At 46.6% G+C, this 13,357-nt stretch carries 10 protein-coding genes; 9 read left to right on the top strand and 1 reads right to left on the bottom strand.

Annotated elements, in window-relative coordinates:
* The first annotated feature begins 117 nt into the window (after positions 1-117).
* Positions 118-1,587 (top strand): IMP dehydrogenase, encoded by a 1,470-nt coding sequence (guaB, locus tag EWM62_RS03655; RefSeq protein ID WP_129875265.1) that lies wholly within the window; start codon positions 118-120, stop codon positions 1,585-1,587.
* Between the two features lie 222 nt (positions 1,588-1,809).
* Here guaB and EWM62_RS03650 read toward each other — a convergent pair whose 3' ends face one another.
* The gene (locus EWM62_RS03650; protein ID WP_203234975.1) at positions 1,810-2,148 is read right to left on the bottom strand and encodes a cupin domain-containing protein; all 339 of its coding nucleotides are present in this window, start codon (positions 2,146-2,148) and stop codon (positions 1,810-1,812) included.
* 157 nt (positions 2,149-2,305) lie between these two features.
* Between EWM62_RS03650 and EWM62_RS03645 the strand changes: the two genes are divergently transcribed.
* The 8 genes from EWM62_RS03645 (at position 2,306) to EWM62_RS03610 (ending at position 13,353) form a co-directional block, all read left to right on the top strand.
* Positions 2,306-3,934, top strand: a complete 1,629-nt coding sequence (locus EWM62_RS03645; RefSeq protein WP_129875264.1) for an acyl-CoA carboxylase subunit beta — start codon at positions 2,306-2,308, stop codon at positions 3,932-3,934.
* 135 nt (positions 3,935-4,069) lie between these two features.
* The gene (locus EWM62_RS03640) at positions 4,070-5,245 is read left to right on the top strand and encodes a dipeptidase (protein ID WP_129875263.1); all 1,176 of its coding nucleotides are present in this window, start codon (positions 4,070-4,072) and stop codon (positions 5,243-5,245) included.
* A gap of 85 nt (positions 5,246-5,330) precedes the next feature.
* Positions 5,331-6,287, top strand: coding sequence for a thioredoxin-disulfide reductase (trxB, locus tag EWM62_RS03635; RefSeq protein ID WP_129875262.1), 957 nt, complete (start codon positions 5,331-5,333; stop codon positions 6,285-6,287).
* A 218-nt stretch (positions 6,288-6,505) separates the two neighbouring features.
* Complete coding sequence (locus EWM62_RS03630) at positions 6,506-8,821, top strand: family 20 glycosylhydrolase (protein ID WP_129875261.1); 2,316 nt, start codon at positions 6,506-6,508, stop codon at positions 8,819-8,821.
* Between the two features lie 15 nt (positions 8,822-8,836).
* Positions 8,837-9,580 carry a hypothetical protein gene (locus tag EWM62_RS03625; protein WP_129875260.1) on the top strand — a complete coding sequence of 248 codons (744 nt, stop codon included), beginning with the start codon at positions 8,837-8,839 and terminating at the stop codon, positions 9,578-9,580.
* A 73-nt stretch (positions 9,581-9,653) separates the two neighbouring features.
* On the top strand, positions 9,654-9,941 hold the full coding sequence (locus EWM62_RS03620; RefSeq protein WP_129875259.1) for a hypothetical protein: 288 nt from the start codon (positions 9,654-9,656) through the stop codon (positions 9,939-9,941).
* Positions 9,942-10,032: 91 nt separating this feature from the next.
* The gene (locus tag EWM62_RS03615; RefSeq protein WP_129875258.1) at positions 10,033-12,078 is read left to right on the top strand and encodes a BatA domain-containing protein; all 2,046 of its coding nucleotides are present in this window, start codon (positions 10,033-10,035) and stop codon (positions 12,076-12,078) included.
* Positions 12,079-12,099: 21 nt separating this feature from the next.
* Positions 12,100-13,353, top strand: coding sequence for a dihydroorotase (locus tag EWM62_RS03610; RefSeq protein ID WP_129875257.1), 1,254 nt, complete (start codon positions 12,100-12,102; stop codon positions 13,351-13,353).
* Positions 13,354-13,357 lie beyond the last annotated feature (4 nt).

Below are 13,357 nucleotides of genomic sequence, written 5' to 3'. Positions count from 1 at the left end.
AGATTTTGAATAATCAAGGCATTGTCAGGATTGCATAAATCTAAAATCATACATCTAAAATCCCAAATAAAATAGTAGCTTTGCCCGGCAAATAATAACTCCAAATAATTATTTGCTATGCAGTTAGACCCATCCAAATTTGTCGCCGAAGGATTAACCTATGACGACGTATTATTACTCCCCGCTTATTCAGAAGTATTACCACGCGAGGTTAACACGGGCACTTTTTTAACAAAAAAGATCCGTTTAAACATTCCGATCATTTCGGCCGCTATGGATACCGTAACCGAAGCCGGTTTGGCTATTGCCATTGCCCAGGCAGGTGGTATTGGCATGCTGCACAAAAACATGACCATACAGGCACAAGCCGACGAAGTCCGCAAAGTAAAACGTTCGGAAAGCGGCATGATCCAGGAACCGGTTACCTTGCTGGAAGGCGCATTGCTATCAGACGCGGTGAACATTATGCGCGAGAATGGCATTGGTGGTATCCCCATTATCGATGCTAATAACAAGCTGAAGGGTATCATTACCAACCGCGACCTTCGTTTCCAAAAGGACCTTACCGTTAAGGTAAGCGAGGTAATGACCAAACAAAACCTGATCGTAGCGCCGCAGGGCACAAACCTTACTGATGCCGCTGCTATACTGCAAGCTAACAAAATTGAAAAACTGCCGGTTGTAAATAAAGATGGGGTGCTGGTAGGCTTAATCACTTATAAAGATATCCAGAAGGTTAAAAACTTCCCTAATGCTTGTAAGGACGAATTTGGCCGCCTGCGGGTAGGCGCAGCCGTTGGCGTTGCTGCAGATAATATAGACCGCGTTACCGCCCTGGTTAAAGCGGGTGTGGATGTAATTACGGTAGACACAGCCCACGGCCATTCAAAAGGAGTTATTGATATGGTAAAAGCGGTTAAACAGCTTTATCCGGATGTACAGGTTATTGCCGGTAACATCGCTACTGCCGATGCTGCCATTGCACTTGCCGATGCAGGTGCCGATGCCGTTAAAGTAGGTATTGGCCCCGGTTCTATCTGTACTACACGCATTATTGCAGGGGTGGGCGTACCACAACTGTACGCCATATACGAATGTGCCAAAGCCCTTGAGGGCCGCGGTGTACCGGTTATTGCCGATGGCGGTATCAAACAAACCGGCGATATTGTAAAAGCCATAGCTGCGGGTGCAAGCTCTATCATGGCAGGTTCGTTGTTTGCCGGTGTAGAAGAATCACCGGGCGAAACCATTATATACGAAGGCCGTAAGTTTAAATCGTACCGGGGCATGGGTTCTATCGAAGCTATGGCTAAAGGTTCAAAAGACCGCTATTTCCAGGACGAGACCGATGTGGTAACCAAACTGGTTCCCGAAGGTATTGTTGGCCGCGTACCATTTAAAGGTAACATGGCCGAGGTGGTTTACCAGTACATTGGCGGTTTACGTGCCGGTATGCATTACTGCGGTGCCGCCAATATCGAAGACCTGCAAAAAGCCAAGTTTGTACGTATCACTGCTGCCGGCATGCGCGAAAGCCACCCACATGATATTACCATCACAAAAGAAGCACCTAATTATACGAGGTAGGTGAATAGAGATTAGAGATTAGTGTTTAGTGATTAGAGATTAGTGATTAGGATAAATCTAACCCCTGATCTCTAATTCTAAAAAGATATACAGAATCTAACCTGATAGAAAACATCGATATAAAACCAGATGAAGGTTGGTTCAGAGATAGAAACCTTACATAAGTTCTAAGTCTTAAGTCTCAAGGCCTAAGTCCTATTTTGACTTTTGACTTTTTACTTTTCACTTTTGACTTGAGGCTTCCGCTTCCCCTCCCAGCGGGCCGTAAAATATAACCCAGGTAGCAAAATCATCCGTAAAGTTTTCGTAACGGTGTTCGGCACCGGCGGCTACAAATATCATATCTCCTGGTTTGAAACTAATGCGCTTGCCATCGTTCACAAATTCGCCTTTTCCGCTAATAATTATATATAGTTCATCCTGCAGGTGCGGCGTTTGCTTGTCCACCTTATGTGGCCGGTAGATCTCTGCCGACATGTTGCCGTGCCGCATTACCTGTGTAAACAGCTGGCCGGGTAGGCTATTCAATTTTTCGAGTGCTTCTTCAGTTGATATTTTCACGCTTCAATTATAAATAAAAACGTTCCGAAATTTATTCGATTAGATAAAAATATAGCTTCTGTACTTGTATTTATTATGCATGCATAATAAATTACACTGCAAGGGGGGTTATTTCTAATTTATTTTCCTAAAATTACATAACCTATTATAAACACGTATGGATCTGGAATTCAATAAGAATGAGGATGTTAACAAACAGCTCGTTTACGAATTTAATACAAGGCTTAAAAAGATATTCCTTGGTGGCGGCGAAAAGGCCGCTGCCAAACAAAAAGAAAAAGGCAAAATGCTTGCCCGTGAGCGTGTAGCTTATTTGATTGATGACGACAAACCCTGGCTGGAAGTTGGCGCTTTTACTGCCGATGGCATGTATACCGAGCATGGCGGCTGCCCCAGCGGCGGCGTGGTTTGCGGTATTGGTTATGTAAGCGGCAGGCAATGCGTGGTGGTTGCCAACGACGCTACCGTTAAGGCCGGTGCCTGGTTCCCGATAACAGCCAAGAAAAACCTTCGCGCGCAGGAAATTGCGATGGAAAACCGCCTGCCCATTATTTATCTGGTCGATTCGGCGGGTGTGTTCCTTCCTTTGCAGGACGAGATCTTCCCCGATAAGGAACACTTTGGCCGCATATTTCGCAATAACGCCATCATGAGCAGCATGGGGATTATCCAGATCGCTGCTATTATGGGTTCGTGCGTGGCTGGCGGTGCTTACCTGCCTATTATGAGCGATGAAGCCATGATCGTGGAGGGTACGGGTTCTGTTTTCCTGGCGGGATCATACCTCGTTAAATCTGCCATAGGTGAGGATGTGGATAACGAAACACTGGGCGGCGCTACCACCCAAAGTGAAATTTCGGGCGTTACAGATTATAAACACCCTAACGATAAGGCCTGCCTTGATTCTATCCGTAACATCATGAACAAGGTTGGCGATTACAACAAGGCCGGGTTCGACCGCATTAAACCCTCTGCCCCAAAACTGAACGAAAAAGATATTTACGGCATACTGCCCGATAACCGCGAGAAGGCGTATGACATGAAAGAGATCATCAAACGCCTGGTAGATGATTCGGAACTTGAAGAATACAAGGCAGGATATGGGCAATCCATCATCTGCGGGCTTGGCCGTGTGGATGGTTGGGCGGTTGGTATTGTGGCCAACCAGCGCAAGGTGATCAAATCAAAAAAAGGCGAGATGCAGTTTGGCGGGGTGATCTATTCCGACTCGGCAGATAAGGCAACCCGTTTTATCATGAACTGTAACCAAAAGAAGATCCCGCTGGTTTTTCTACAGGATGTTACCGGCTTTATGGTAGGCAGCCGCAGCGAGCATGGCGGCATTATAAAAGACGGTGCCAAAATGGTGAACGCGGTTGCTAATTCAGTGGTGCCAAAATTTACCATTGTGATAGGTAATTCCTATGGCGCAGGCAATTATGCCATGTGTGGTAAAGCTTACGACCCACGGTTGATATACGCGTGGCCATCGGCAAAAATAGCCGTAATGGGCGGCAGTCAGGCAGCCAAGGTATTGGTGCAGATGCAGGCGGCAGGCTTAAAGGCAAAAGGCGAACAAGTAGATGATGTAAAAGAAGCCGAACTGCTTAAACAAACCACCGACCGCTACAACGCGCAAACCACGCCATACTATGCAGCCGCAAGGCTTTGGGTTGATGGTATTATCGACCCGCTGGAAACCCGCAAGGTGATTTCCATGGGTATCGAGGTAGCCAACCACGCGCCGATAGAAAAGCAATTTAATGTTGGGATAATACAGACGTAAGTTAGTGATTAGAAATTAGTGAAACTATGTCATTGCGAGGAGCGTAGCGACGTGGCAATCTCAGAGGACAAGCGGATATGCTAAGATTGACACGCTATCGCTCGCAATGACATGTTTTTTTCCTACCTTCAAAATATGAAAAAAATTCTTCTACCGTTATTCTTAATATCCGCACTATCCGCATCCGCCCAAAATGTTGAACAGGTCCATCAGCGGGCTATCCTGATAGATACCCATAACGATGCCTTATCAAACCAACTGATAACAAAGGTAGATTTGGGCAAGCTCCAAACTACCGGTAACTTCGATCTGCCGCGCGCAAAACAGGGCGGGTTGGATGTGCAGGTGTTTTCCGTTTGGTGCGGCGATCAGTATGGTAACGGTACAGCTTATAACTTTGCCAACCGCGAGATAGATTCGCTATACGCGCTAATCAAACGTTATCCCCAAAAAATACAGTTGGTACGCACCGCTGCCGATCTGCAGAAAACGGTGAAACAAAATAAGCTGGCTGCCATGATAGGCGTAGAAGGCGGCCACATGATAGAGGACAGGCTGGATTATATAGATAGCCTGCACAAACGCGGCATGGCCTACCTAACCCTTACCTGGAACAACAGCACCAGTTGGGCAACATCCGCCCGCGACGAAGTTTTGCATGGCGATACTTTAAAACACAAAGGGCTAACTGAATTTGGTAAACAAGTAGTTAAAAAGTTGAACAACCTGGGTGTAATCATCGATCTGTCGCACCCCGGCGAGCAAACCTTTAATGATGTAATGGCTATCACCACCAAGCCGGTTATTGCCTCGCATAGCTGCGTATATACCTTAGACCCCCACCGCCGTAACTTAAAAGATTACCAGCTAAAAGCCATCGCCAAAAACGGGGGAGTGGTGTTCCTTAATTTTTACAGCGGTTTTGTGGATAGCGCTTACAACGACAGGCACGAAGCATACCTGGTAAAGCACAAAGCAGAGTTAGATTCATTGATCAAGATCTACAACGATTATGACCTGGCCAGCATTCGCCTTAATGTGATCAACAAAACCGAGGCCGACCAGTTTCGCCCGCCTTTAAGGATGCTTATCAAACACCTCGATTATATGGTGAAGCTGATAGGTGCCGACCATGTGGGTATAGGCTCTGACTTCGACGGTGCGGAATCCTACCCACTGGGGTTGGACAGCGTTACCGATTATCCCAAAATAACTGCCGAACTACTTAAACTAAACTATAGCGAAAAGGATATCGATAAGATCTTGGGTGGTAATTTCATCAGGGTGTTGAAAGCGAATGTTGGTAAATAGTCATTAACGTATGGCAGTATGTTGACTATTCCCTATTGGCACAATGGGGTATAAAGCTTAAATTCGCATCTCATTTAAAATACAAATGTCACAAGATACTGAACACGTAAAATGCCTTATCATAGGGTCGGGTCCGGCGGGCTATACCGCAGCTATTTATGCTTCACGTGCCGACCTTCACCCTGTTATGTACACCGGTATGCTGGCAGGCGGGCAGCTTACCCAAACCACCGATGTTGAGAATTTCCCCGGCTATCCTGATGGTATCATGGGCCCCGAAATGATGGAAGATTTTCGCAAACAGGCCGAGCGCCTGGGTACCGATATCCGCTTCGGCTATGTAAGTTCAGTTGATTTTTCATCGCTGCCACACAAGGTTACGGTTGATGAAAGCAAAACCATCCTGGCCGATACTGTTATTATTTCTACCGGTGCATCTGCAAAATGGTTGGGTTTGGAGAGTGAGCAAAAATACAGTGGCTTTGGTGTATCGGCCTGCGCGGTTTGTGATGGCTTTTTCTTTAAAGGGCAGGATGTAGCCATTGTTGGCGCGGGCGATACCGCTGCCGAAGAAGCTACCTATTTGGCTAAACTTTGCCGTAAGGTATATATGATCGTTCGCCGCGACGAGTTCCGCGCTTCAAAAGCGATGGTTCACCGAGTGTTGAACACCCCGAACATAGAAATTTTATACAATACCGATACTATCGAAATTTTAGGCGATGGCCAGAGTGTTAACGCGGTTAAGGTTTGCAATAACGTTACTAACGAAGACCGCACGCTGGACGTTACCGGTTTCTTTGTAGCAATAGGCCATAAGCCTAATACCGATATCTTCCGCGGTATCATTAATATGGACGAAACAGGTTATATCATCACTCGTCCCGGATCAACCGAAACCAACATTGAAGGCGTGTTTTGCTGCGGCGACGCGCAAGACCATATCTACCGCCAGGCCGTAACAGCGGCTGGTACAGGTTGTATGGCCGCAATTGATGCCGAACGGTACCTTGGTGGGAAAGAGCACGTGGTTACCGCGTGATAGTGATTAGAGAGCAGTTAATTGAAGATTAGGTCTTGTCTGATTTGGGCTTTTAAAACCTAATCTTTAATCTCTGATAACTAATCTTTATTACTAATCTTTGATCTCCAATCACCAATCTTCATAAAAGTAAAAGGCCAATTCTTTCAAAGAATTGGCCTTTTACTTTTATAATGCTAAATTACGACCTCATTATAACACCTGATTCCCGTTTTACTATGAATAAAAAGATCTCTGCATTACTGCTTACCTTTTTGATGGCCTCATCAGTTATTGTTAATGCCCAGGACACCGACCCATACGCCGGGATCATTCCCGCGCCGGTATCTGTTAAAAAAGCCCCCGGCGAATTTGTGCTGAGCCAGGAAACTGTTATACAGGCGGATACACCAATTAACAAAGCCGTTCAGTTCTTCTCCGCATTTTTAGCCAATAATATGGCCTACAACAAACAGGTTGGTTTAAGAAACGCCCGCGTTAGCACCACAACCATATATTTAACATCGAGCGGTACCGAAAACCTGCCTGCCGAGGGTTACCGCATTACCATTACCCCGCAGCAAATAACCGTTGCAGGTAAGGGGGCAGGTCTGTTTTATGGCGTGCAAACGCTGATACAGTTAATGCCGCTTGAAAGGGCAGCCACCGCAAAGCTGCCGGCCGTAACCATAGAAGATTACCCCCGTTTTGGTTACAGGGGTATGATGCTCGATGTGTGCCGCCACTTTTTCTCGGTGGAGTTTGTAAAAAAGTATATCGATCTGATGGCTGCATATAAGCTAAACACTTTTCACTGGCATTTAACTGATGATCAAGGATGGCGCATCGAGATCAAAAAATATCCAAAGCTTACCTCCGTTGGCAGTACCCGCAAGGAAAGCGTGATAGGTAATTATAAAGACCGCACGCCGCTTCAGTACGATGGTGTACCGGTATCGGGTTATTACACCCAGGACCAGATCCGCGATGTGATCAAATACGCCGCCGACCGTTATATCACCATTGTACCCGAAATTGAAATGCCGGGCCATGCATTAGCCGCATTGTCTGCATATCCGGAACTGAGCTGCGATCCAACTCAAAAATACGAGGTGACCGGTAAATGGGGGGTGTTCAACAACATTTATTGCCCATCCGAAAAAACATTCAGCTTTTTGCAGGATGTATTGACGGAGGTGATAGACCTGTTCCCAAGTAAATACATCCACATTGGTGGCGACGAAGCACCCAAAGATGTATGGAAGCAATCTAAATTTTGCCAGGACCTGATCAAGCGCCTTAAACTGAAAGATGAGCATGGCCTGCAAAGCTATTTCATCCAGCGGATGGAAAAATTTGTGAACAGCAAAGGCCGCAGCATTATTGGCTGGGACGAGATATTGGAAGGCGGACTTGCGCCAAACGCTACCGTAATGAGCTGGAGGGGCGAAGAAGGCGGTATAGAGGCCGCTAAACAACACCACGATGTAATTATGACACCAAGCAGCCAGGCGTTATATTTTGACCACGCACAGGGCAAAATAAACCAGGAGCCTGTTGGCATCGGCGGCAATGCGCCAATGTATCGCACTTATGCTTATAACCCAACACCCGCGGCCTTAACGCCCGAGCAGCAAAAGTACATCAAAGGTGTGCAAGCCAACCTATGGACGGAATACATTACCACCGATACCAAGGTTGAATACATGCTATTGCCGCGTATGCTGGCACTGTCTGAAGTAGCCTGGACACCAACCGCCAATAAAAACTACAAGGATTTTTCTGAAACACGCCTGCCAACGCATTTAGCCTGGTTCGATAAAAATGGTTACAATTTCCGTGTACCGCCGGCTATTGGTGGTGCCGATACAGTGATGATAGGCTCTGCCATGACGGTTGATCTTAAGTCGCCTGTAACCGGCGCAAAGGTATATTATACCATAGATGGTTACACCCCGCGCGAAACGGAGATACTGTACACCAGGCCAATGACCTACCCGGTGCCGCTTAACGAGTACCGCGATCTGAAAACCATTGTAATTACACCTTCCGGCAAACGTAGTGTGGTTACAGCTTCAAAAATGTTTAATAAAGCCCCGTTAGCGCCGGTTCAGTACTCAGGCAATACACCGGGACTAAAGTATCAGGCATCGGCCGGTACTTATGTAAATACCACGCAGATAAACCCCGCTGCTGTAATTGATACAGGCATAGCAAAAAGCTTTAGTACCGCGTTAAGCGCGTTTAAAAAAGCTTTTAACAAATATGGTGTCGTTTTTAGTGGTTACCTTAAGGCTGATGTTGATGGTACTTATGCGTTTTCCACCCAGTCATCTAACGGTTCGGTGTTATTAATTGATGATGTACCAATTGTAGATAATGACGGCCGCACAGGCCAGGTTGAGCAGCAGGGCGCCATACCGTTGCTTAAAGGTTATCACAAAATTACCATAAAATATGTTGACGCCAACTCTTCGGGCAGCGGCCTGCGGGTTTATATGACCATACCGGGTAAGCCAAAAGGAGAGATATCACCCGATATGATGTTTAATTAATCGCTATATTCACGTATGAATTTTAGAAACTATTTATTCATATCAGCAGTTTGCCTGTCCATAGCAGCCTGCGGCGGTGGCGATAAAAAGCCGGCTGTAAATCACAGCATAGTAGCTAAACCGGTGGTTATGGCGCCGTTCCGTTTCCACAAAGCGATAGAAGTATCGCCGGGGCAAACGTACGATGTGGTAAGCTGGGGCAGGGGCTCAACCCAAACCGGCGCTTTTGCCATCCTGCATTCCGATTCATCGGGCATGAAATATACCACTACCACCGGCGATCTTGACGGTACTATTACCGACGTGTACAACGCCGATATGGATCTGGATGGCAACCCCGAGATCTTGATCCAGTCAAAAGGAAAGGATACGGTTAATTATGCCAGGGTGTATGCGTTTGAGTTTCGTAACAATGATGCCGATAAGCTGGATTTCCCAAAGCTTACCAATTCACAAAAAAAAGGTTACCGGGGTAATGATAACTTTTATATAAAGGAAGGCAAACTGATCCGCGAGTTCCCGATATACGATGGCAATACGGCTGCAGCTAAACCCACCGGTGCAAAACGCCAGTTAGAATACAGCCTGCGCAGCAACAACTTTACCGTAAAACAGCTAAGTAAAGATTCTACAACGGTAGATAACGATAAGCCCGCTGTTGTAAAGCAGGCCGAACCCAAAAAGAAGCAAACGGTTAGCAAATCAAAAAAACGGAAACAAGCCGAAACTAAGAAAAAACGCCGCAGGCGCAGAGGTTAGGCAAAACGACACAATATTTACACGCAGGTGGTTTAGCTGGCAATGACTAAACCACCTGTTTTATTTTAGGCAGATGATATTAGATGAATTTTTATACCGGCTAAAGCTGGAATACCATACGCTGGATAAGTTAAACACCGAAACCTACTATCAGCGCCTTAGCAGCCTGTTTGTAGTACTGGAACTGGATGGCGATAACCTGAACGAAGAACACGACCTTGGCTTAGACCAGATCCTGGATAAGATGAACGATATAAACGAAGACGACCTGCACCAGGACCTTTCGCCGGATGATCTGGTATTGCTGATTAAAAAGGTAAAAACAGGGCTGGCTTTGCTAATCAATAAGATTGAAGAGTAGCTTATTTAAAGGGTAATTGTAATAACAATATCTTCGCCTGTAAACACAATACATATTCCTGCATCTGCCCAATAATTTGCACATTTGCGTAATGCACTTTTTATATCCCGCTTTTTTATTTGCACTGTTAACGCTGGCTATCCCTGTTATAATTCACCTGTTCAATTTCAGGCGGTATAAAAAGGTGCTTTTTAGCAATGTGCAGTTTTTGAAAGAGGTGCAGGAGCAGCAGGCAAGCCGCCGTAATTTAAAGGAGCGCCTGGTACTGGCCTCGCGCTTGCTGGCCCTGTTGTTTTTGGTGCTGGCCTTTGCCGGGCCATACATTACTGGTAAGGATGAAGCCAACGTGGGCAAGCAGCAGGTGGTAAGCATTTTTGTAGATAACTCGTACTCGATGCAAACCCTAAACCGCGAGGGTACATTGCTTGATGAGGCTAAACAAAAGGCCAAACAAATAGCCGCCTCTTACAATATAAACGACCGTTTCCAGCTCCTTACGCAGGATTTTGAGGGCAAGCATCAGCGGCTGCTTAACCGCACCGAGTTTAACGACGCGGTGGACGCGGTAAAGATCAGTGCGCAGAGCAGGCAAATAAACCAGGTTATCGCGCGGCAGCAAAGCCTCCTGAATATGCAGGCCAACTCGCCTAAACTAAGCTATATCCTGTCCGATTTTCAGAAGAACATAGAAGGGACATCGCCACTTGCGGATGCAGGCTTCCCTGTGAATTTAGTACAGCTAAAGGCCAATACACTGCCAAATGTAGCGGTCGATTCGGTATGGATGCTGAACGCCACGCACCGCCCCGGCGAAAGCGAGAAGATGGTGGTAAGGCTGCGCAATTACGCCGATAAAGCGGCAGAGAAAGTGCCGCTTAAACTGCTGATAAACGGTGTGCAGAAGGCTATCGGTAGTTTTACGGTAAATGCCCGTTCGGCGCAAACCGATACTTTATCATTTTCGGGCTTACAAAGCGGCTGGCAAAGAGGAGAGATCCAATTGCAGGATAACCCGGTTACGTTCGATAATCAGTTTTATTTCACATTTAAGGTGAACGATAAATTGCCTGTACTGCTCATTAATGGCGGCGCGCCAAACAAGTATTTAAGCGCTGTTTTTGGGGCTGATGCATTTTTCGCGCCAAAACAGGTGCCAGATGGTAATGTAGATTATGCAGGTTTAAATGCTTATCCCATTATTGTTTTAAGCGATATCAAAACCATATCGGCAGGTTTGGCGCAAGCTTTAAAAACTTACGCAAGCAAGGGCGGTACCCTGATGGTTTTCCCCGCTGCCGATGCAGATCTTGATAGTTACAAAGCTTTTTTACAGCCCATAGGCGCGGCATACCCCGAAGGATTGAAAACCGAGGCCACTAAAGTGTCGGCCATTAACCTGCAAAGCCCGGTGTTCAAAAGCATCTTTGAATCATCGCCGCAAAACCCAGACCTGCCCGTGGTGAAGCAATATTACGCCTTAAGCGCCGGTACCCGCCGGGGCGAATACCTGATGAGGATGCAGGCCGGGCAAACCTTCTGGCAGGGCACTACAACCGGCAGGGGCAAGGTATATGTAGCTGCCGTAGCTTTGAACGAGGATTTTAGCAACCTTCCGGTTCATGCTTTGTTTGTGCCGGTGATGTTCAGGATAGCCCTGCTGAGCGGGCACGACCAGCCCTTGTTTTATACCACAGGGAACAGCGAGCCTATTGAGACAGTGCCGCTACAATCAACTGAAAAACAATTGGTAAAACTGGTAAAGGGCAATGAAACCATCATCCCTGATGTAAAACAGCAGGAGGGGAGCACCATGTTTTACCTGCCCGGCCAGCTTAGCGAAACCGGCATTTATGATCTGAAAAAGCAGGACAGCACCGCAGCCGTTTTGGCCTTTAACGATAACCGTACGGAATCTGACCTTTCATACCTAAGCACAGCCGACCTGGAAAAACTATTCCCCAAAAACGGCACCTTGCTAAACGCGAATAAACTAAATGCAGGCCCTGCAAATTCAGGGCTTCAATTATGGAAACTTTGTATAATTTTGGCATTGATATTTCTGGCTGCCGAAACCTTGCTGATAAGGTATTACAAAACCAATAAAACAAGCTTTTCGCAACCGGCAGATATTAACTAAACCCACCATAAAACAGCGCTAATGAATTTGCTTATCAAATCCGCCACTGTTGTAGACCCCGCTTCGCCCTTTAATAATAAGGTTGCCGATATTTTAATAGAAAAAGGCATCATTACAAAAATTGCAAAGTCGATAAACGAGGATGTAAAAACTGTCGAGGCTAAAGGCTATTACCTTTCGCCGGGTTTTTTCGACCTGAACTGTAACGTTGGCGAACTGGGTTTAGAAACCAAGGAGGACCTGCAAACCGGTACGGCTGCTGCAGCAGCAGGCGGTTTCACTGGGATAGCTTTAACACCAAACACCCACCCGCCGGTGCATTCAAAAGCCGAGGTTGAATACCTGCTTAACCGCGCTAAAAATAACCTGGTGGATATTTACCCCCTGGGCGCCATCTCTAACAAACGCGAAGGCAAGGATATGGCCGAGATGTTCGACATGTTCAAGAGCGGTGCAAAAGCCTTTACAGATGGTAACCGCCCCGTGCAGGATGCCGGCCTGATGGAACGTGCGCTGCTGTACGTTCAAAACTTTGGCGCTAAGGTGATCTCGTACCCCGAAGATACTTCTATAGCCGGTAAGGCAAAGGTGAACGAAGGTGTGGTGAGTACTATGCTGGGCATGAAAGGTATACCCGCGCTGGCCGAAGAACTGATGATAGCCCGCGACCTTTATCTTGCCGAGGATACCGATTCTGAGATCCACTTTACCACTATATCTACCGAACACGCTGTCGAACTGATCCGCGAAGGCAAACGCAAGGGTTTAAAGGTAACCTGCGATGTTGCCGCGCATAACCTTATACTTACCGACGAGGCCCTGATGGGCTTCGACAGCCTGTACAAAGTAAAACCACCGCTGCGCACCCAAAAGGATGTAGACGCGCTGGTAGCAGGTTTAAAAGATGGCACCATAGATGCTATTGTAAGTCAGCACACCCCGCACGAAATTGAGTTTAAGGATGTGGAGTTTGAAGTGGCCGAATATGGCATAATCGGGCTGCAGACGGCTTTCTCGCTGGCCTTGCAGGTGGGATTACCTGTCGGGCTGATAGTTGAAAAGCTGGCCATAAATCCGCGTAAAATATTGAATATTGATGTGCCAACGGTAACCGAAGGCGCAACCGCCAACCTGGTATTGTTTAGCGCCGATGGCGAATGGGAATATACAAGGGCCAACAACCGCTCAAAAAGTTACAATTCACCTTTTATAGGGCAGAACTTAAAAGGTAAAGTATTGTTAACCTGTAATAACAAACAGATCTCGAAATTTTAACACA

The sequence above is a fragment of the Mucilaginibacter terrigena genome (assembly GCF_004168255.1).
GTDB classification, from domain to species: domain Bacteria; phylum Bacteroidota; class Bacteroidia; order Sphingobacteriales; family Sphingobacteriaceae; genus Mucilaginibacter; species Mucilaginibacter terrigena.
The sequence above is the reverse complement of the archived record's forward strand: the minus strand, read 5'-3'. Positions and strand labels throughout refer to the sequence as shown.

Excerpts from the sequence above, each read along its gene's own strand:
- guaB (WP_129875265.1), top strand. The coding sequence starts at position 118 with ATGCAGTTAGACCCATCCAAATTTGTCGCCGAAGGATTAACCTATGAC.
- EWM62_RS03645 (WP_129875264.1), top strand. The coding sequence starts at position 2,306 with ATGGATCTGGAATTCAATAAGAATGAGGATGTTAACAAACAGCTCGTT.
- EWM62_RS03640 (WP_129875263.1), top strand. The coding sequence starts at position 4,070 with ATGAAAAAAATTCTTCTACCGTTATTCTTAATATCCGCACTATCCGCA.
- trxB (WP_129875262.1), top strand. The coding sequence starts at position 5,331 with ATGTCACAAGATACTGAACACGTAAAATGCCTTATCATAGGGTCGGGT.
- EWM62_RS03630 (WP_129875261.1), top strand. The coding sequence starts at position 6,506 with ATGAATAAAAAGATCTCTGCATTACTGCTTACCTTTTTGATGGCCTCA.
- EWM62_RS03625 (WP_129875260.1), top strand. The coding sequence starts at position 8,837 with ATGAATTTTAGAAACTATTTATTCATATCAGCAGTTTGCCTGTCCATA.
- EWM62_RS03620 (WP_129875259.1), top strand. The coding sequence starts at position 9,654 with ATGATATTAGATGAATTTTTATACCGGCTAAAGCTGGAATACCATACG.
- EWM62_RS03615 (WP_129875258.1), top strand. The coding sequence starts at position 10,033 with ATGCACTTTTTATATCCCGCTTTTTTATTTGCACTGTTAACGCTGGCT.
- EWM62_RS03610 (WP_129875257.1), top strand. The coding sequence starts at position 12,100 with ATGAATTTGCTTATCAAATCCGCCACTGTTGTAGACCCCGCTTCGCCC.